Below are 20,991 nucleotides of genomic sequence, written 5' to 3' on the forward strand. Positions count from 1 at the left end.
TCCTTGTTTTCAGTAATGTTGCTTATAAAACTTCAACTGTGGAATATCCACCTGGCTTTTTGGCTACATGCACTTGAGTGGCTACACGCTCGCTCATTTGTGTTACGTGCGATATAACGCCTACTTTTCTGCCTTGTGCTTGCAAAGAATCCAAAGCGTCCATTGCAATGCTTAGGGTTTCGCTGTCTAACGTACCAAACCCTTCGTCAATAAACAAAGAATTGATTTGTACTTTGTTTGACGAAAGCGATGCTAAACCAAGTGCAAGTGCGAGCGATACTAAAAATGACTCCCCGCCTGAGAGTGTATTAACAGAGCGTTGCTCGTCGGCCATGTCGCGATCGATAATCGCAATGTCGAGCGTTTGCGCTATGGCGGTTAATTCGTAGCGTTTGTTGAGTGTTTTTAAATGGCTGTTGGCATAGTGCAGTAATATTTTTAACGTTTGTGTTTGCGCTAAGTTACGCATGGTTTTACCCGTTGCATCACCCAAGACTTTATTAAGCAAATGCCACTGTTCAACCAGCGTTTTAAGTTTAGTTAACTCAGCCTGCTTACCTTCAAGCGCTTTTGCGTTTTGGTTGTGTTGCTCAATAGCGGTATTAGTTGCTAGTAATGAATTTTGCAGCTGTGCTTGTTGCTCGTTTAAGCTACTTAGTTGCGTACTTAAAGCCTCTGCACTTTGCGTTGGTTTATCGCTACTGTTGTGTTTTTCAAGCGTAAGTTGCTGCTGTTTTAATGCGGCGTTTGCATCTGTTAGGGCTTGAGTTAACTGCTCGTGCTGAGTTAAATGCGCTTTAATAGTCTCGCTACTAAGCGTTAGTAAAATTTTGACCTGTTCGTGCGTTGCCTTGCTATATTGCGCTTTAAAGTCAGTAAACCACTGGTTATAACGTGCCTCAAGCGTTGCTAGCTCTTGGCTGTTTTCAAGTAAGCGTTGCTCTACATTTTTAAGCGTTATGGCGTGCTCATCTCGTTGTTTTATAGCGTCGTCATATGCTTTTTGACTCGCTTGAACCTGCGATTGCAGTTGCTCTTGCGCACTTGTGAGTTTTGCTTGGTAGTCGTCTGCGCTTATTTGCTCGTTATTAAATAAAGCTAAGCGCTCACTTTGCGTAGCGTTTAATAGCGCTTTAGCTTTTACAAACTCTTCTTTGAGTGCTTTTAACGATTGCTCGTTGTTACTTATAAGCGGTGTGAGCTGCTTTATTTGCTCATTAGCTGTGTCTTGACGTTTTTGGCTTTGCTCAAGTTGCATTTGAGTTTGCTGATACTGCGTAACTTGCTCGTGCAGCTCGGTAAGTTCAAGCGTATTGGCTTGTAGTTGCTGCCAAAAATCATTGTTTTCAAATTGATTATTAAGCGTTGTACCCAGCTCGTTAATTTGCGCACTTAGCTCGCTATGCTTACTCGTTAACTGGTTTTGGTTGTGTGTAAGCTCAAGGTGTTTATTACTAAGTTGCTGTTGTGCTTGCTGCTCAGCTTTAAGTGCTGCTAGTAGCTCATTTACTTTAGTTTGCAGTGTACGTTGGCGTTTTTGCTGCTCAAAGTATTGCGCTTTTTGCTCCGTTAATTGCTTATAAGTTACTTCAAGCTCATCAGGCGTTAAGTCGTTAAGCTCTGTGCGTGCGCCTTGCATGGTATTTTTAATGTCGAGCTGTTTAGCTTTTGCTGTTTGTATTATTTGCTCAAGTTGTCCGTGTTCAGCAGTTAATACGGCATGTTGAGTTTGGTGCTTATGCAGCTCGCTTTGTGCATGGTCAAATTGCTTTTTAGCTATATTAAAAGCATTTTCAAAATCAGTAATTAAGTTATTTAATTGCTGATTTTGATTTACCGCATACGGGTGCTCAGTTGCGCCGCACACTAAACAAGGCTCATTAGGGCGAAGCTCAGTGCGTAAATGCTCTACGTTCTCGCTGGCTCTTAGGCGCGCTTGGTTAAGTGCGTACTCTTTGCCTTTAAGCGCTTGCTCGCTGGTTATTAAATGCTGATTAAGTAAAACATGGGCTTGCTGGCTTTCATTTAACTGCTGATTAAGTACTTGTTGGCGTTGAGTGCTTTGTTTTAGTTCTGCGTTAAATTGCTTATAGCGCTCGCGCTGCTCTTTTAAGTAATCAATACTTTTTAGCTGCGCGTCGCAGTGCTCTGCATTAAATTCATTAAGCTGAGTATTTAATACCTGCAAAGCAGACTGCTCACCACTAAGTGCCACCTCGCACTGCTGCACTTTATTATTTTGTGTATTTAAAAGATCGCTCTGATTTGCAAGATCGCTATTAAGAGTTTGGCTTTGCGTGAGGTTTGCGGTTAATTGCTGCTGTGCATTTAAGTAGGTATTAAAACTTTGCTGATAGTAGCTCCAGTCTTTTGCTAAAACATGCAGCTGTGCATGCTCATTAAGCCATTGCTGGCTTTTAGCTGAGTCGGTATTAGCGAGATCAAGCTCATTATTGCTTTGTTTAAGCTGCTGTTTGAACTCATCTAATTGAGATTGCTCTTTGGTTATTTGCGACTCAGTACCTTTTACAGCTTGAGTTTGCAACGCAATGCTGCTGTCGAGCTCTCGCGCTTTAGCTATAACGGGCGCTGCATTTTGTTTTTGCTCATTGGCGTTATTAAGCAGCTCGGTATGCTTAGTAAGCGTGGTATTACGCTCGTTAATTACCGCTAAATGATCAACACTTTTAAGCGATGTTATTTGCTGATCCAACGCCGTATTTTGATCGGTTAACAAATTAAAACGGCTGCGGTTATCTTTTATTTCAAGCGCTTGTTTAGCTTGTTTTGCCTGCTCGCTTTGCTCAACGATACTTTCAAGCGCTGAGCTTGCTTGTTGCTGGGTTTGCTGTGCTTGCAGTAAGTTTTGCTCAAGTACTGTAGCTTGCTGATACCAGTTAAGTGCTTTTTCGGTTTTGGATAGCTCTTTTTTAGTGTGTTCGGTTTGTGCTTTTAAATCGGTTAACTTGGTTTGTTGTAGCTCAAGTTCTTCTGGTGCTAGCAAAGTATAGCTTTGAAGGCCTGCTTTAAGCGCTTCAAGCTTTGCTACTTGCTCTTTATGACGTTCAAAAATACGCACGCCAATACGGCTAAATTTATCGGTACCTGTTAAGCACTCTAAAAGTTGCGCTCGCTCATCGCCAGTGGCTTTTAAAAACGCAGCAAACTCATGTTGTGCTAAAAGTACGGCACGGGAGAACTGCTCAAAGTTAAGCCCTATTTTACTCTCGACTTCTTTTATTGTGTGGCTTTTGTCAGCTATAAGGGTTTCGTTTGGCAGGGTTACTAAAGTGTGCTCTGCTACTTTAAGTTTGCCTGTTACTTTTTTATGGGTCCGTGCAATTGTATAGCGCGCACGATAAAGCTGTTTATCTTGTCCTAAAAAGTCGACCTCGGCGTAGCCTTCCCATGTACCTCTGCGTAGCAAGTTTCGCGCATCATTAAGCTTAATGCTGTCGCCGTTAAACTCAATTAAGTTACCTTTATCACCGCGCAGCCTCGCTGTTTTTGTATAAAGGGCTAAACAAATGGCATCTAAAAAGGTACTTTTACCAGCGCCAGTATCGCCTGTTATCGCAAACAATCCTGCATCTTTTAATGGGGCTTTAGTAAAATCTATTTCAGCGTCAACTATTGAGGCTAAATTATGAATACGAACTGCGGTTATTTTCATAGTTGTTCTTGCTCCGTTAGCTCGTTTATCACGTCACTTAAAAGTGCTTTTAGCTCATCGGGTACACTTTGCCCTGCCATGTCTTTATCGTTTGCGAATGCTTGTTCTAATAGGTTTAGTGGGTTGAGCATTTCAACTTCGCTTAAATCTTCAAATACGGTGTTGTCGTCATTTTGCGCTGATTGCTCACGTACACGTTCAATACCACAAAATTTAATATGCTTACCTTCAAGTGCTTGTTCTATTTGTTCTCTGAATGTTGTGTCGGTATCGCTTGATTTAAGCTTTACACGTAAATAAGGCGCTATTGTATTTTGTGCAGTGTCGAGCGCTTTAATTTGCTCGCATAGTTCGCTTAATGGTACACACTCCCCTTTTGGTAAAATAATTACATCGGCAGAGCGCGGAATGTAAAGGGGGTTTACAGTTGTACTAATATGTTGTTTTTCATCAATAATAAACTCAACAACATTTACTTGGTGCGTGTAGTTACGTTCTGAAAACGACATAGGGATAGGTGTGCCGCTGTAGCGAATAACATCACTTTTAGCGACTTGTTGCGCTTTGTGTAAGTGCCCAAGGGCAACGTAGTTGGCTTGTTTACCAAATACATTGGCTGAAATAGACTCTTCACCACCTATTACTAAGTTACGCTCAGAATCACTTGAGATGTCCCCGCCCTTTGCGTGTAAATGCCCCATAACTATTAATGGTGAGTTTTGCTCGTTTATATTAGTAGCTTGCTCTAGTGCAAGTTCGTAAGCTTTTGAAACGCCTTGAGCATAACTAGGGCCGCTTTCGGTTTGGCTAAGTAAACTTACATCGCTTGCACGCAAAAATGGCATAGCGACGATTACAGCGCGTTTACCATTGGTATTTATGGTAATAACAGTTTCATCGGGTGTTGCGACATCAAAGCGCCCTACTACGTGAGTATCAAACTGTGCAAGTAATGGCTGAGCTGCCAAAATACGATTTGCAGAGTCGTGGTTACCCGCAATAATCACTACGTGTAATAGTGGGCATGCTTTTTTGGCGTCTTTAATAAATTGATAAAGCTGATTTTCGGCGCTAGCACTTGGTGTTGCTGTATGATAAATATCGCCCGCAACTAAAAGTAAGTCTATTTGTTGTTCAACAAGAGTGGCTAATAACCATGTAAAAAAAGCTTGATGTTCAACACGGCGATCGTGTTCGTAAAATTGTTGGCCAAGGTGCCAATCTGAGGTGTGGAGGACTTTCATGTCGCGCTCTTAATAAAACCGTAAGAGCGCCAATATACCCAAGGCTGTTAAAGATGCAAGCCTAAGGCATGCATTACGTTAGGTTAAACTGTACCAAGCTGAAAAAACAACCGGTAATGCTAAAAGTGCCATTAATAATGGAATTTTTAACGTTTTAGTTTGTTTTGCGTGTAGCGCCTTTAATGCATTAGTTTCGTTGCACGCTGCTACTTTATCGATATAAAAATAACCCGAATCGAGATACTGCTTACAGTTATTCTCACTTGCTGGAATCGCAATTAGTTCTTGTTGTTTTTTTAGGATGTAAAAATCCATAAGCCCACCGCATTTCTTGCTAGTAATCGATATTAATTTGAGGATAAATGTGACGAATTTATTTGCCTCAAATAAAAAGGTTGGCGATTTTAAATATAAACAGCACTAAAGATCAACCTAAAATTACACTATTTGTCATTTATCGTACAAATAGCGAATATTAATGAAGTTCGGCAATATTTGAGCCAATTATTTACTCGTTTCACTGTGTTTTTGTTCAGTGGAAAGGGCTTTTAGGCCATTTTACTTGTTGCGAATTAGTAATACTTATACGTAGGATTAATGGTTTACCTGGTAATGCCAAAGCAATACTTTTTTAGCAATATATATAAAACGAATAATATTTTTTAAGTTCTGGGACTTTGTATTTAACCGATCAAAACCATTATTAAAACCCAATTTTGTAAACCCCCTTTACAGTTTTTATCTATTCGTATTTTGTTACAAAATAATTGTATTTTTCAATCTAAAAAACTAAGTGAACATCACCCTAAAAATACGGTACTTGGTCGCTAATTTATTGAAGCTAACTGGTATATTTGTCAAAGTACGCTCACAAAATTATATTAGGACTAACAATGAAAAAAATAGGTCTTACGCTAAGTGCTTTTGTATTGCCATTCGCAATATCGAGTGCAGCTATGGCGTCTTCGGTTGAGCAAACAAAAGGTTCTTTTGTTGATAAATTTCGTCAATTAGACGAAGCACTTCCTACACCCAATGTTTATCGTAGTGCCGCTGGCGAACCAGGTGAAAAATACTGGCAGCAACGTGTAAACTACGATATTGATGTGAAGCTAGATGAAAAAAAGCACCGCATCACTGGTAGTCAAAGCATTGAATATAAAAATAACTCACCACATACGCTTAAATATTTATGGTTACAGTTAGATCAAAATATTTTTAAGAGTGACTCTATTGCCGAAACAACAAAAACATTTAAAAGCACTTTAGAAAGCTTACCAGCTCAAAAGCCCGCTAAATTAAGTTTAGGTGAATTACGTCGTCAGCAATTTATGAGCGACAACGAACTGGGTTATACAATCAGTGGCGTAAAAGATGACGATGGTAAAGAGCTACGCGTAACTGTAGTTGATACCTTAATGCGCATCGATTTAAACGAGCCATTAAAACCAGGTAAAGAAGTCGAATTTAGCATGAACTTTGCCTTCAACATTGTTGAAGAAGATGCAGTGGGTGCACGTTCTGGTTACGAGCACTTTGAAGAAGACGGCAACGACATATTCTTAATTGCTCAGTGGTTTCCTCGTTTAGCCGCTTATACCGATTACGAAGCATGGACAAACAAGCCGTTTTTAGGCTCTGGTGAGTTTACGCTTGAGTTTGGTGATTACGATGTTGAGATTACTGTTCCGGCAGATCACATTGTATCGGCAACAGGTAAACTTGATAACGCGAGCAAAGTACTTACAAGTACTCAGCGCAAACGTTTAAAGCAAGCTGAAACATCTAAGCGTCCTGTGTTTATTGTTAACGCAGAAGAAGCGCTAGAAAACGAAAAAGAAGGCACTGACAAAACTAAAACGTGGCACTTTAAAGCGCAAAACGTACGTGACTTTGCTTGGGCGTCGTCTCGTAAGTTTATGTGGGATGCAAAGGGTTATCAACAAGGTGGTGACGTTCAGCCTTTAGTTATGGCAATGTCGTTCTTCCCTAAAGAAGGTGGTGACTTATGGGAGAAGTACTCAACTGAAGCTGTAGTACACACAATGGAAGTGTACTCTAAGTATTCTTTTGACTACCCATACCCAACTGCGCAATCGGTAAATGGCCCTGTTGGCGGCATGGAATACCCAATGATTACCTTTAACGGCCCGCGTACTAAGTTACAAGATGATGGTACACGTACTTATTCTCAAGCTGAAAAGCGCTTTTTACTTGGCGTAGTTATTCATGAAGTGGGTCATATTTACTTTCCAATGATTGTTAACTCAGATGAGCGCCAATGGACGTGGATGGATGAAGGCTTAAATAGCTTTTTAGATGGCGTTGCTGGTCGTGAATGGGATCCTACTATTCCTTGGGGTGTTGAGCCTCGCGATATAGTGAGCTACATGAAGTCTGAAAACCAAGTACCTGTTATGACTCAGTCAGACAGTGTATTACGCTTAGGTCCTAATGCTTATACTAAACCTGCAGCAGCCCTTAATATTTTACGTGAAGTAATTTTAGGCCGTGACTTATTCGACTTCGCATTTAAAGAGTATGCTCAGCGCTGGAAATACAAGCGCCCTACTCCAGCTGATTTTTTCCGTACAATGGAAGAAGCCTCTGGTGTTGATTTAGATTGGTTTTGGCGTGGCTGGTTTTACACCACAGACCATGTAGATATCTCTTTAGATAAAGTATATCAACTACGTTTAGACACTAAAAACCCTGATATTGATTACAGCCGTTTACGTGATATTGAAGCAGACAAACCTACTTCATTATTTGTTGAGCGTAACCGCGCACAAGGTAAAAAAACATGGGTTGAGAAAAACTCTGATGTTACCGATTTTTATGACGAAAACGACCGTTTTACTGTAACCAATAAAGAACGTAACTCGTACAATAAGTTTTTAAAAGGCTTAGAGCCGTGGGAGCGTAAAACGCTTGAGCGTGCTTTAGAAGAAGATAAAAACTATTACGTTATGGAATTTTCAAACCTTGGTGGTTTGGTAATGCCTATTTTATTAGAGCTAACATATGAAGATGGCACTAAAGAAGAGCGCTATATTCCTGCTGAAATTTGGCGTCGTAATTATAAAAACGTTCAAAAGCTGATTGTTACCGATAAAAACAAACCGCTTGTATCAGTTACTGTTGACCCAGGCTGGGAAACAGCTGACGTAGATGTTGAAAACAATAACTACCCTCGTCGTATTATTCCTTCACGTATTGAAGTGTTTAAAAAGGAAAAGAGTAAAGCTAAAGTTAGTCGCGATATCATGCAAGATATTAAAACTGAGCTTAAAACTGATGAGAAGAAAGACGAAAAGGATGACGGTGAGGAGCAGCAATAATGCGCTTTTTGCTTATTATTGTTTGCCTTTTAGTTGCTGCGCCAAGTATGGCGCATCAACTAAAGTCGTCAGTTACAACCGTGCTTTTTAATAAACGAACGCATAATGTTGAATTAATGCATCGCTTTTATTTACATGATACCGAACACGCCGTAGGAACATTGTTTAAAGGCAAAATTGATATTATTAGTAATAAAGCCGACCAACAACGTTTTGCTAAGTATGTTGAATCGCATGTTGCTCTACAAACGTTAAGTGGCGAACCTTTACCACTTAGCTTTGTAGGGGCACAAGTTGATGGTAAGTTTTTTTGGGTTTACCAAGAAGCACCAATTCCTGAAAATATTGAAGGAATTAAAATGAGTAATGGCGCACTTCGTGATTTATGGCCATCTCAGGTAAATATGGTAAACGTTGAGGGCAAAGGTAAGATTAAAACTTTAAACTTTGCTCAAGATGATACTTGGCTCGAAGCCCGCTTTGAGCAAAATTAATATTTAAAACTTCCCCAACCGACGCGCACAGCAGTTTATGTGCGCGTTTTCTTCATACGTTTAAACTGCGTTCATGTTTGATCTGTTATTTGTAAATTTACGTAAAATTTGTGAGTTCAATTTGTATATTTACCTTTTTTTGCGCATGATATATCAAGCACTTAAATTACTTTGTTATCAATAGATTGATAATGGTGCGTATTAATATTTAAATATAGTTAGTTTCATTTATCCCTTTGTATTTACCGGCCTAGGGCATAAGCAGTAGAGAATTTTATGTTTAAATTTCATTTAGTAATAACTAAATTCAGGGAATGATATGACTACTCAGGTTGAGGCTATTTTTGGAGTGATTTTTGATTTAGATGGAACATTGGTTTCATCAGAATTAGATTTTGCATTAATAAAGGCCCAAATAGGTTGCCCTTGCGAGCAAGACTTACTTGATTACATTGCTCAGTTGCCCTCACCGTATATGCGTGAAGAGGCAATGAATATAGTTCACCAACACGAATTAATAGATGCACAACATGCCAGTATATTACCTGGTGTGAGTGAAGCTATTCATGCTTTAAAGTCTAAAAATATTCCGATGGCGATTGTTACTCGCAATTTTGATAAAGCAGCGGCAATTAAATTACAAAATAATCCACTCCCTATCAGCACAGTTTTAACGCGAAGCGATGCCCCAGCAAAGCCAGATCCCAGCGCTTTAAATGCCATTGCTACACTTTGGAACATTAACGCCAGAAATTTACTTTATGTAGGCGATTACCTTTACGACATTCAAGCTGCGCACAATGCAAATATGCGCGCGTGTTTATACGCTCCAGAGTCAACGCCTGCTTATGCCGATCAGGCAGATTACGTTTTACATGACTTTGTTGAATTAGTGACATTAGTTGAGAGTTATTCTGAAAAAATAGAGTTATGTTAAATAGCGTACTATTAAATTTATTTAAGAATAAGTGCTACGTTATTTAAATTACAAAATAACGTTTGTTCCTAGCCCAATACGTTTTGAATTGGTAAAATACCGCAAAACGTAACGTATTCATTAGGGGCACAAAATGGGCAGAGCATTTGTAGTTCGTCAAAGTTCTATGATCAAAACAGCCAATGCAAAAACAAAAGTAAACTCAAAGTATGGTAAAGAGATTTACGTTGCAGCAAAAAGTGGCGATCCCGATCCCGAAGTAAATCAAACACTACGCCGTCTAATCGAAAAAGCTAAAAAAGACCAAGTACCCGCACACGTTATTGAAAAAGCAATTGAAAAAGCAGCCGGTGGCGCAGGGGAAGATTACTCTGTTGCCCGTTACGAAGGCTATGGTCCTGGTAATTGCATGGTTATAGTTGACTGTTTAACTGACAATCCGAACCGTACAATTAAAGATGTACGCTTACCGTTTACTAAAACAGACTCAAAAATTGGTACTCCTGGCTGCGTAGCACATATGTTTGATCATTATGCGGTACTTGGCTTTGCGGGTGATGACGACGAAATAGTATTAGAAGCATTAATGATGGCTGATGTTGATGTTAGCGATGTTGAAGCCGAGGACGGTAAAATATCGGTATTTGCACCACCAACAGAATATTTTAAAGCTAAAACTGCCCTTGAAGACGCATTTGAAGGCATTAACTTTGAAGTAGACGAAATTACGTTTATTCCTCAAGTTAATATTGAAATTGAAGACGAAGAAGTTATTGCTAACTTTGATAAGTTTATAAATATGCTTGAAGATTGTGACGATGTACAAAATATTTATCACAATGCCATTGTAAAAAATTAGATTTAATTAGCTAAAGCTTTAAAAAGCGTGTTTTGTGTATGCAAAACACGTTTTTTTACGTTTGAATAAATGTTAGATATTCATGTGTATTATCTATATACCTTTAAAATGCCTTAAAAGTGATGTTATTCTAATTTTAGGCGATAAAAAACCAGCTTAAAAGCTGGTTTAGCACTTAATCTGAACTTTGCTTAAGCGGTTAAAGCGTATTCGTTTTTTGTGCTTTATATTTTATACGGTAGCTATGTAGCAGTGGTTCAGTGTAACCACTAGGTTGTGTTACCCCCTCCAAAACCAGTGCAAGTGCAGCTTGAAACGCAATGCTGTTATTAAGGGTTTCTTCGTTTATTGCCATGGGTGTATACGCAGTGTCGTGCTCGTTTTGACCATCAACTACTTTGGCCATTTTAGCCATTGTTGATTTTATTTGCGCCTGTGAACACACGCCATTTAGCAACCAATTAGCCATATGCTGGCTTGAAATACGCAGTGTTGCTCTGTCTTCCATTAGCCCGATATGGTTAATGTCGGGTACTTTTGAGCAGCCAACGCCTTGATCAATCCAACGTACAACGTAACCTAAAATGCCTTGTGCGTTGTTTTCAAGCTCGCTTTGAATATCTTCTTTTGAAAGCCTTTTAGGGTCTGCCATTAGCGGCGGTGTAAGCAGGTCATTAAGGCTAGCAATAGTACGTTTAGCAATACTTTGCTGCTCAGTAAATACGTTTACATCGTGATAATGCATTGCATGAAGCGTAGCCGCAGTAGGGGAGGGCACCCATGCTGTATTAGCGCCTGATTTAGGGTGAGCTTGTTTTTGCTCCATCATTAATGCCATTTTATCTGGCATTGGCCACATGCCTTTACCTATTTGTGCTTTATGACTTAAGCCACAAGCAAGACCTATATCAACGTTGCGATCTTCATATGCGCTTATCCATGGTTGCTGCTTAATCTGTGCTTTTGGAAGCACAACACCCGCTTGCATAGAGGTATGAATTTCATCGCCTGTGCGGTCTAAAAATCCAGTATTTATAAATACAACACGCTCTTTAGCTGCATAAATACAGGCTTTTAGGTTTACAGAAGTACGGCGTTCTTCATCCATAATACCAATTTTAAGCGTGTTTTTAGGTAAGCTTAGCGCTTCCTCTACTAAGCTAAATAAAGTGTTAGTAAACGCTACCTCTTCAGGGCCATGCATTTTTGGTTTTACTATATTAATACTTTGCGCGCTGGTATTTTTAATACCTGTTTTTTTATTTAGGTCGTGCAGGGCAGCGGTGGCAGTAAACATCGCATCCATAATGCCTTCAAATACCGGTTGATTGTACACATCGGTAATAGCAGGGTTCGTCATTAAATGACCAACGTTTCTAACAAACATCATGCTACGGCCTTTTAAAGTAACGGTGCCGCCATCGAGTGCTGTGTATGTTTTATCACTTTGCAGAGTGCGCTCTACAGTTTTATCGCCTTTTTTAAACGATTCAACTAGGTTACCTTGCATCAAACCAAGCCAATTTTTATAAACTTGTACTTTATCTTCTGCATCTACCGCAGCTACAGAATCTTCACAATCCATAATGGTTGTAAGCGCGGCCTCTAACACGACATCTTTTAAGCCTGCTTTATCTGCTTGGCCAATAATGTGGTGGTGATCGATATGTAGCTCTATGTGTAAATCATTGTTTTTTAATAACACTACGGTTGGGTTTTGTGCTTCACCTTGATAGCCAATAAGCTGAGATGGGTTAGCTAATGTGGTTTGAGAGCTATCACGTAACGTAATTAAAAGTGCGCCATCTACTACTGAATAATTAGTACTTTCTATATGCGAGCCATTAGTGAGCGGCAATGCTTTATCTAAAAACTGGCGAGCGTAGGCCATTACCTTAAAACCACGAACAGGATTGTAGGTATTGCTTTTTTCGGCTCCATCGTCTTCGCTTAACACATCTGTACCGTATAAAGCGTCGTATAACGAACCCCAACGTGCGTTAGCGGCATTAAGTGCAAAGCGTGCGTTACTGACGGGCACAACCAACTGAGGACCTGCTGTAAGGGCTACTTCGGGTTCTACATTTTGGGTTTCAATTTCAAAGTTGGTAGGCTCTTTAACTAAATAGCCAATATCTTGCAAAAAGGCATGGTACTTAACGCTATCCCACGTTTTATTAGCAAGATGGTAGTCATCTATTTGCTGTTGAAGCAATTCTCGCTTTTCAAGCAGTGCCTTATTTGTAGGGGTAAGTGTTTGAACTATATGTGCAAAGCTTTGCCAAAATTGATGCTCACTTAAGTGAGTGCCTGGTAGTAATTGATTTTTAACAAAATCAGCGAGTTGTGTGTCTACGCTAAGTCCTGAATGTGTGAGAGTGTGGGACATAATTGCCTTCCTTAAACGGTCGCGATGTTGTTGTGTGCTTGTGCGTTAAGGCAACAATAACTCAAAAAGGCAATGTTGAGTGCTTTTTAGCCATTCACAAAATATATAGCCACAATAACAACTATAAATTTACTAAATCTAGAAAAGGAGCCTAATGTTGAATCAAGCGAAACGGAGCACACACTCCTAGCCACTCTCACAACATTAAAATAATTTATACCAATCTGCTTATATATGGGGTCTATTTAACGTTAAGAAAATTACGCTAGAGCTAGGCAAAAATTTTTGTATCTAGTTATTCTAAATAAAAAATTTTTAACGACGTTATAGTGCAATTTAATTCGTTAAATTGATCAAAGATTTATGCAGGTTGGTATTACACACTCGTTCGAAGGATTTTATTATGACAACATATCAACGCGAAACAGACACACTCTCTACTCTTTGCCAATCACAAGGCAGCGCATGGAAAGCTATTAACCCTGAATACGCAAGCCGTATGCGTTTACAAAACCGTTTTCGTACAGGGATTGAAATTGCGCAATACACAGCAGACGTTATGCGTGAAGATATGGCTGCATATGACGCCGACACAAGCCTGTACACCCAATCTTTAGGGTGTTGGCATGGCTTTACTGCCCAACAAATGATGATGGCTATTAAGCGCCATCAAAAAACAACTAAACGCAGCTATGTATACTTAAGTGGCTGGATGGTTGCAGCACTTCGCTCTGCATTTGGTCCGCTGCCAGATCAAAGCATGCACGAAAAAACATCGGTACCTGCATTAATTGAAGAAATTTACACATTTTTAAAGCAAGCTGATGCACGTGAACTAGACCACTTGTTTAACGACCTAGATGCAGCAAAAGCGAATGGCGGCGATGTTCAAGCTGTTATTGATAAAATAGACAACTTTGAAACTCATGTTGTGCCAATTATTGCTGATATTGACGCAGGTTTTGGTAACGAAGAAGCAACTTACTTACTGGCTAAAAAAATGATTGAAGCCGGTGCGTGTGCCATTCAAATAGAAAACCAAGTATCTGACGCCAAACAATGTGGTCACCAAGCGGGTAAAGTGACCGTTCCACACGAAGACTTTTTAGCAAAGATTAACGCAGTACGTTACGCCTTTTTAGAACTTGGTATTGATAACGGTATTATTGTGGCACGTACAGATTCATTAGGTGCAAGCCTTACTCAAAAAGTACCTGTGTCGCAAACACCAGGTGACTTAGCAAGCCAATACAATGCATTTTTAGAAACGACGCCAATTAACGGTGTTGATGACTTAAATGAAGGCGACACAGCAATGAAAATTAATGGCCAGTTATGTAAACCAACTCGCCTAGATAACGGTTTATTTCAATTCCGCGAAGGCACTGAAAAAGACCGCGTAGTACTAGATTGTATTACGAGCTTGCAGTCGGGCGCTGATTTACTGTGGATTGAAACAGAAAAACCTCATGTTAAGCAAATTGCAGAACTGGTAAATCGTGTTAAAGAACACGTGCCAAATGCAAAACTGGTATACAACAACTCGCCTTCGTTTAACTGGACGCTTAAGTTTCGTGAGCAAGTATATCAAGAGTGGGAAGAAGCAGGCCGTGACCTTAGTGCTTACCCAAGCCTTGGCGACAATAAAGGCCTTATGGCACCAGAAATGGATGCAACAGAACTTGCGCAAGCAGCCGATTTACTAGTGCAAAACTTCCAGCGCGATGGCGCACGTGAAGCAGGTATTTTCCATCACTTAATTACTCTGCCTACGTACCATACAGCTGCGTTGAGCACTGATATTTTGTCTGAAGGTTATTTTGGCGATATGGGTATGCTGGCTTATGTACGTGATGTACAACGCCAAGAAATTCGCCGTGAGCAAGCTTCTGTTAAGCACCAAGACCTAGCAGGGTCTAACATGGGCGATACACACAAAGAATACTTCTCTGGTGATAACGCGCTAAAAGCCGGTGGTGAAGATAACACCATGAACCAGTTTTAATTCCTAACTAGATAGTGTTACTCAAGGGCCAATAGGCCCTTTTTTATTGCTTTAAGTAAAGTTAGAACATTGAAGCATAATTACAGATCAGACTTTAACTAGGGCGTGTTGATCTTTGTGGATTGAAATTTATTCAATCTAGGGGCGATTAAATCGCGGCGCGAGGTTTGTAACCTAGTGGGCTAAGTAAAAACCGAGCAACAAAGAGTTTATCGCCCCTAGAAAGAACCCAAAGGGCAGCGCATGTTTGGTATTTATGCTACGTTATCGCCTATTCATGGGGAATAACCACACTACATAGGCTCCGCCTTGCCTAAAAACCAAACATACTGCTGCAAATTAACCCACCAAAGTTCAACACGCCCTTGCCAAATCATGTTGGATCACTATTTAACTACCTGAGTGAATTTACAGATCAGAGTTTAACTAACCTTTCATAAAACAGCATATTTGGGGTGATTTTGCTGTAAAAAGCGTTTACAACAACTTTAAAAGGCAGGTAAGTGACTGATTTTTGCTTTAATAGGCAAACTTAGCGAATTTATAAACCGATTTTTTACTAACTTCTCTGTGCTATAAAACAAAATTTTACTAACTGATAGGCTATAAACAGTGACTCAAACCGATTTTTTACCAACTCAAGTTACAAAAAATGCTATAAACCGAAATTTTACTAACTGAAGTTTTAGCTAAGTCCGATATTTAACTGTCACAGAAGTGTAAAGGGGGTTTACAGTTTGAATATTAAGGCGGTAAATACAAAAGCCACTTATTTGAAGTGGCTTTTATTTGAGCTATAAATTTATTACCCAGAGTTTATTTAGTGTGTTTATCAAACCACCATTGAATATAAGCTACTTTAGTCATTAAGTTTGATGGGCGAGCTGTAATACCATGCGATGCATTAGGAATGCGCACCATTGCAGTATCAACGCCTTGTAGTTTTAATGCCTGATAAAACTGCTCAGTTTCTGATATTGGTGTACGGTAGTCAGATTCGCCAGTGAGCAACATAGTAGGAGTTTTAACGTTTCCAACATAACTAATAGGCGAGCGCTTCATGTAATGCTCGATGTGATCCCACGGTTTACCCGGAAACCAGTAATCAGCAAAAAACGGGTAAAAATCGGCAGTTAGTACAAAGCTGATCCAATTAATAACAGGCTTAGCAACTACAGCCGCAGCAAAGCGATCGGTATGACCTACAATCCAAGCTGTTAGTACGCCACCGCCAGAGCCACCGGTTACAAACAATTTAGACTCGTCAATAAAGCCTTTCGCTATTAGCGCATCAACGCCAGTCATTAAGTCATCAAAATCGTTACTTGGGTAATTGTGATGAATAGTTTGTGCAAACTCTTTACCGTATGAATCACTGCCACGTGGGTTCATGTATAAAACGACATTTCCTTTGGCTGCAAACAGCTGAATTTCAGCGCTAAAGTGTGGACCGTAATTAGCTACTGGACCGCCATGTATTTCTAGTATTAGCGGATATTTTTTGCTGCGGTCAAATTCTGGTGGGTAAGCAATCCATCCCTGAATAGGTAACTCATCGTGACTTGATTTAATCCAAATTTCTTCCACTTTAGCCAAAGCTTTGTCGCCCAATGCATCTGCATTAAGGGTAGTTAAACGCTGCGCGTTACCGCGTTTAATTGTTGCTATATCAGCAGGGCGCTGAGTATCGGCAAGGGTAAAGGCTACTTCGCCATCTTCGCTTACATCAAAGTCGCCACCAGAATAAGGGCGACCAAAGGCAACACTGCCAATTTGGGTTGTTATTATTTTACGCTTGCCGCTGCGTGGTTGATAGGCGAGGGCAGTTTGACCTTTATCTGCATAGCTAAAGTATATGCCTTTTGAGTTTGCACTCCATTTTATTTGACCTACGCTACGATCAAAATCTGGCGTTAAGCTAGTTGTGTTACCTGTTTTTAAATCACGAATATAAAGCTGAGCGTTTTCGTAGTTAGTGCGTTTATCATCGTAACCTGTGTACGCTAAGTAACGACCATCGGGCGATACTTTAGGCTGCTCGTCAGGTCCGTTTCGGTCAGTAATTTTAGTTATATTTTGTGTGGCTAACTCGAGTTGATAGATTTCACTGTTTGTGGGTTTTAGCTGGTTGTTTGTGTGCCTGTTCGCAGAAAAATAAAGCGACTTACCATCGTTACTAAAACTTACATCGCCTGCGTTATCAAATTCATCATGAGTGAGTTGTTTGGCATTACCACCGTTAGCGTCTATGGAAAATAATTGGCTAAAACCTTTTTGCGTATAACCGCCACCATCTGAGCGATAATAAACATCATCGATGAATTTAGCGGGCTCTGCCCACGTTGCATCTTTTGGTTTGCCCGGTAAGCTTACTGGCGCTGAAGTAGCGCTTGGAACAAACATGCTAAATATTAGCTGACTAGAATCAGGGCTCCATGTAACCGCACGTGGGCTATTAGTCAGATTACTAATTTTTGCCATAGCACCTGTTTTAAGCCATTTAATATATATTTGGCTGCTGCCGTCGCGAGTTGATATAAACGCAAGGCGTTGACCATCAGGAGAGAGTACTGGCGAATAATCCATATGCACGCCAGAGGTTAGCGGCTGCATTTGTTTGGTTTTGTAATCAACAGACCAAATATTACCAACTTTGCGATCTGTTTTTATATCCATGCGGTTACGCACAAAATAAACAGTTTTACCGTCTTCGGTTATATCTATTTGATTGGCATATTCTAAATTAAACACGTCTTGCAGTTGTAGTGTATTTGTTTCAGCGTAGGCTAAATTGCTACAGCCTAAAATGAGGCTAAGTGTTAAAAGCTTTTTCATTTTAATCCCTGTTGTTACTTTTTTAATTTGCTAAGTAGTTATATGTTAGGGATTATTAAATTAACAGTAGGATGCGATGAAGCTCTTATTTAACTCTATGAGTTAAAGCTGTAAAGGGGGTTTACAGCTTCTCTTTGAGGTTGTGTAAAAGTTTAGTTAGCTGAGTTACAAAGGGCTTTTATATCTTTTATAAGCGCTATGCCATCAGCGTTGTCGCCATGTACGCATAAGCTATGGGCGTTGAGCGTTAGTTTTTTTCCAGTTCGTGTTGTCACGCTGCCATCGGATAAAAGCTGAGTTACTTGTTTTAGTAATGCAGCTTTATTGTGAACACTACCCTCAAGTGTTCGTGATACTAAATGCCCGTCGTCGGTGTACTGTCTATCGGCAAATGCCTCGAGTACTAGATCAACTCCTGAGCCTTTAGCTATTTGAATGTGCTTATTGGCATTTTTAGTCGCTAAGACCATTAGTTTCAAATCTATTGGGTAGCTGGCAATTGCATTTATAACGGTTTGTAATATTTGCTCATCAGCCATCATGTCGTTATAAAGTGCGCCATGCGGTTTAACATAGCTAAGTGTTAAACCTTGTACTTTTGCCATGCCCTCAATAGCGGCTATTTGATAATGCAGGCAATTTGTAAGCTCTTTTTCGCTAAGTACCATTGAGCGCCTACCAAAGCCTTGCTTATCTGGGTAGCTTGGGTGAGCACCAATTTGTACGTTATGTTGCTTGGCAAGTACAAGAGTGTTTGTCATTACGTCGGCATCACCTGCATGGAACCCACACGCAATATTAGCCATATCAATATGTGGCATAACGTCATCGTCTAGCCCCATTTTCCACACGCCAAAGCTTTCGCCTAAATCACAATTGAGTTTCATATTAGTGCGCCTTTTGCGGTTTTATTGTGACAGGTAATACGCCGTTAGCCGTTGCTTCTCCTAGTAACACTTTTGCAAGTGCGGTAAAAGCAGGACCAGATACAATATCATTTTTATCTACATCAATATTATATGCATACGATGCAAGTACAGCATTTGCATAATTGCCAAATTTAGCAATGTCGTAAGGCGCTCTTAGGCTTATAAAAACAGTGCTTTTGTTTTCTTCTTTTGCCATATTTAATAATGACTCAAATGCTTTTGGTTGCTCTGCATTATTAAGTGCAAAATTAGGATCGTCTTTTAAATCATCCATACCGCCAATTTCTACCGCACTTTGATTAGGTGTTGCATTGCCGGCTATAACTACATCAGCAGCGTGTATTTGTGCTTTTGCGAGTGCAGGGTCGAACCCTTGTAAGCTACTACAGCTATAAGTGAATTTTTGCTGGCTGATAGCTTTAATCGCTTGCTGCATTGCCATACATTTACGCGTGTCGGGCATAATAATATGAACATTACTTCCTGCTTTTAAATTAAGCGGCAAAGTACTGTTATTATTTTTAACCTGCGTTATTGCCTCAACAGCAAGCTGCGCTTCTATTTCGCGATGTGCTGCACTGCCGATTGTTTGCTTTGCATTTATGAGCGCGGTAATAGGGTCAAAATTAGTGCTTAACCTAAATTTATTTTTAAGCGTAATTATACGCATCGCTGATTGTGCTATTTCTTGCTCATCAAGTTGGTTTGATTTAACCGCTGCAACAAGCTCTTTAATAAGGTCATCGAGCTTGTTTAAATCATCCGGTGTTCTAATTTCAACGGGCATTAGGGCAATGTCAGCTCCAGCTGAAAATGTATTTATTACCGCTTGAGTTGGTGTAAAAAAGTTACTAATGCCAGCCATATCAAGCGCATCAGTTACTACAACACCTTGGTAATTAAGCTCACCACGTAAAATATCAGTAATGATTGCGCGCGACATTGTTGCCGGTTTTATCATAGTTTTGCCATTAACACTTATGAACGTTGTGCTATCGAGCGCTGGGTATTGAATATGCGCCGTCATTATCATGCCTGGGTTTTGCTTGGCGATAATGTGCTTAAACGGTGCTAGGTCTTGCTCGTAAATAACTTCTTTTGCATGGTTTACTTTAGGCAAACCTGTATGGCTATCTACGTTTGTATCGCCGTGGCCCGGGAAGTGCTTTAACGAGGTAATAACACCGTTGTTCTCAAATCCTGCAACCTGTGCGGCGCCCAATTTACTCACTAATGCTGGATTTTCACCAAACGAGCGTACGTTAATAACAGGGTTATCAGGGTTCATGTTTACATCAACCGTAGGCGCGTAATTTACATTGATACCCAGCGAGTTTAGTTCTTTAGATATAACAGTTGCTGTTTTTGTCGCAAAGCTCGTACCGTGTTTTTTGTAGGTTGCGCCAATCGACATATTACCGGTAAATGATGTAGCAACATCGCGTGGTAACCGTGCTACACGTCCGCCTTCTTGATCTATTGATATAAATAGCGGCAGCTTACTACTGGATTTACTTGCAGCTGTTTGCAATTGGCTATTAAGCGTAATGGTTTGTTCTATTGATTGGGTATTTTCAGAAAATAAAATAACTCCACCAATATCGTATTTAGCAATAGCGGTAGCAAGCTCATTAGGTAACTCGGTCATTGGAGTTCGGCATTTATTACTTGCTCCTTGCTGGCAAAAGTAGCGAAAGTCGAGTATTAACTTTTGCCCAAGTTGTTGTTCAAGAGAAAGCACGGGTTTAGCAAACGAGGATTGTAATGGCATTAAACACCCAGATAAAAAAACGATAGACGGTACAATACACTTATTTAGCAAAACACACTCCAAGGCTAAAAAGTAGATAAATGTATGCAGCTTAACTACTTTTTAAAGTAACTGCAAAATAAGGTTTTCTTTACAAAAACCATTAACGTATTGTAAAAATTGAAGATAAATTATAGTTTTGAACTTAGTGAAAAGTTATATTTTTTCTGGCTTTATTGATATTAGATAATAAATTTTTAATAGGGTGTAATTGCAGGCTTTATGCTCAATTATAGGTGCAAGTATTGAATGCCTCATACTTAGGATGGCATTCATTTTCGAAAGAATTATTAATAGCCTTAATCTTCGATTTCTTATTTTTCATTTAACGATTACAGCCTTTATTAGTACTTTAGTAAGTCGCTTTTATTCTACCTACCAAGCACAAAAGGAGCAGTTAAAAACGTACACTAAAAATAACTATGCCTGCGCTAATAAACTAGCATCAACAACTTATACTCTTTAGAATCAGCAA

General features: G+C 39.8%; 12 protein-coding genes. 5 read left to right on the forward strand and 7 right to left on the reverse strand.

Annotation, left to right across the window (positions count from 1 at the left end):
* Positions 1-22: 22 nt before the first annotated feature.
* The 3 genes from I6E72_RS08300 to I6E72_RS08310 all read right to left on the reverse strand — a co-directional run bounded on the left by I6E72_RS08300 (position 23) and on the right by I6E72_RS08310 (position 5,232).
* On the reverse strand, positions 23-3,673 hold the full coding sequence (locus tag I6E72_RS08300; protein ID WP_197111829.1) for an AAA family ATPase: 3,651 nt from the start codon (positions 3,671-3,673) through the stop codon (positions 23-25).
* Positions 3,670-4,917 (reverse strand): exonuclease SbcCD subunit D C-terminal domain-containing protein, encoded by a 1,248-nt coding sequence (locus I6E72_RS08305; protein ID WP_197111831.1) that lies wholly within the window; start codon positions 4,915-4,917, stop codon positions 3,670-3,672. The genes I6E72_RS08300 and I6E72_RS08305 overlap by 4 nt, the downstream gene beginning before the upstream one ends.
* 78 nt (positions 4,918-4,995) lie before the next feature.
* Entirely contained in the window at positions 4,996-5,232 is a 237-nt protein-coding gene (locus I6E72_RS08310) for a hypothetical protein (protein ID WP_002959190.1), read from the reverse strand.
* 578 nt (positions 5,233-5,810) lie between these two features.
* Between I6E72_RS08310 and I6E72_RS08315 the strand changes: the two genes are divergently transcribed.
* From I6E72_RS08315 to I6E72_RS08330, 4 genes are all read left to right on the forward strand, one after another.
* The gene (locus tag I6E72_RS08315; RefSeq protein ID WP_024592705.1) at positions 5,811-8,258 is read left to right on the forward strand and encodes a M1 family metallopeptidase; all 2,448 of its coding nucleotides are present in this window, start codon (positions 5,811-5,813) and stop codon (positions 8,256-8,258) included.
* Positions 8,258-8,752, forward strand: a complete 495-nt coding sequence (locus tag I6E72_RS08320; RefSeq protein ID WP_024609288.1) for a DUF6702 family protein — start codon at positions 8,258-8,260, stop codon at positions 8,750-8,752. Before I6E72_RS08315 ends, I6E72_RS08320 begins: the two co-directional genes overlap by 1 nt.
* A gap of 319 nt (positions 8,753-9,071) precedes the next feature.
* A complete protein-coding gene (locus I6E72_RS08325; RefSeq protein ID WP_007583617.1) occupies positions 9,072-9,689 on the forward strand; it encodes an HAD family hydrolase in 618 nt (205 codons plus the stop codon).
* A 133-nt stretch (positions 9,690-9,822) separates the two neighbouring features.
* Positions 9,823-10,548: a YebC/PmpR family DNA-binding transcriptional regulator gene (locus I6E72_RS08330; RefSeq protein WP_007583619.1), complete on the forward strand. Its 726-nt coding sequence runs from the start codon at positions 9,823-9,825 to the stop codon at positions 10,546-10,548.
* Between the two features lie 199 nt (positions 10,549-10,747).
* Here I6E72_RS08330 and I6E72_RS08335 read toward each other — a convergent pair whose 3' ends face one another.
* Positions 10,748-12,937: a malate synthase G gene (locus I6E72_RS08335; protein ID WP_197111833.1), complete on the reverse strand. Its 2,190-nt coding sequence runs from the start codon at positions 12,935-12,937 to the stop codon at positions 10,748-10,750.
* Between the two features lie 403 nt (positions 12,938-13,340).
* Between I6E72_RS08335 and I6E72_RS08340 the strand changes: the two genes are divergently transcribed.
* Positions 13,341-14,942 (forward strand): isocitrate lyase, encoded by a 1,602-nt coding sequence (locus I6E72_RS08340; RefSeq protein WP_007583624.1) that lies wholly within the window; start codon positions 13,341-13,343, stop codon positions 14,940-14,942.
* Positions 14,943-15,758: 816 nt separating this feature from the next.
* Here I6E72_RS08340 and I6E72_RS08345 read toward each other — a convergent pair.
* The 3 genes from I6E72_RS08345 to I6E72_RS08355 all read right to left on the reverse strand — a co-directional run bounded on the left by I6E72_RS08345 (position 15,759) and on the right by I6E72_RS08355 (position 20,477).
* Positions 15,759-17,777: a S9 family peptidase gene (locus tag I6E72_RS08345; protein ID WP_197111835.1), complete on the reverse strand. Its 2,019-nt coding sequence runs from the start codon at positions 17,775-17,777 to the stop codon at positions 15,759-15,761.
* A gap of 152 nt (positions 17,778-17,929) precedes the next feature.
* Positions 17,930-18,664, reverse strand: a complete 735-nt coding sequence (locus I6E72_RS08350) for a 5-oxoprolinase subunit PxpA (RefSeq protein ID WP_197111837.1) — start codon at positions 18,662-18,664, stop codon at positions 17,930-17,932.
* Position 18,665: 1 nt separating this feature from the next.
* Positions 18,666-20,477: a glycoside hydrolase family 3 protein gene (locus tag I6E72_RS08355; protein ID WP_197111839.1), complete on the reverse strand. Its 1,812-nt coding sequence runs from the start codon at positions 20,475-20,477 to the stop codon at positions 18,666-18,668.
* Positions 20,478-20,991 lie beyond the last annotated feature (514 nt).

The sequence above is a fragment of the Pseudoalteromonas sp. NSLLW24 genome, from assembly GCF_015864725.1.
Lineage (GTDB): Bacteria > Pseudomonadota > Gammaproteobacteria > Enterobacterales > Alteromonadaceae > Pseudoalteromonas > Pseudoalteromonas arctica.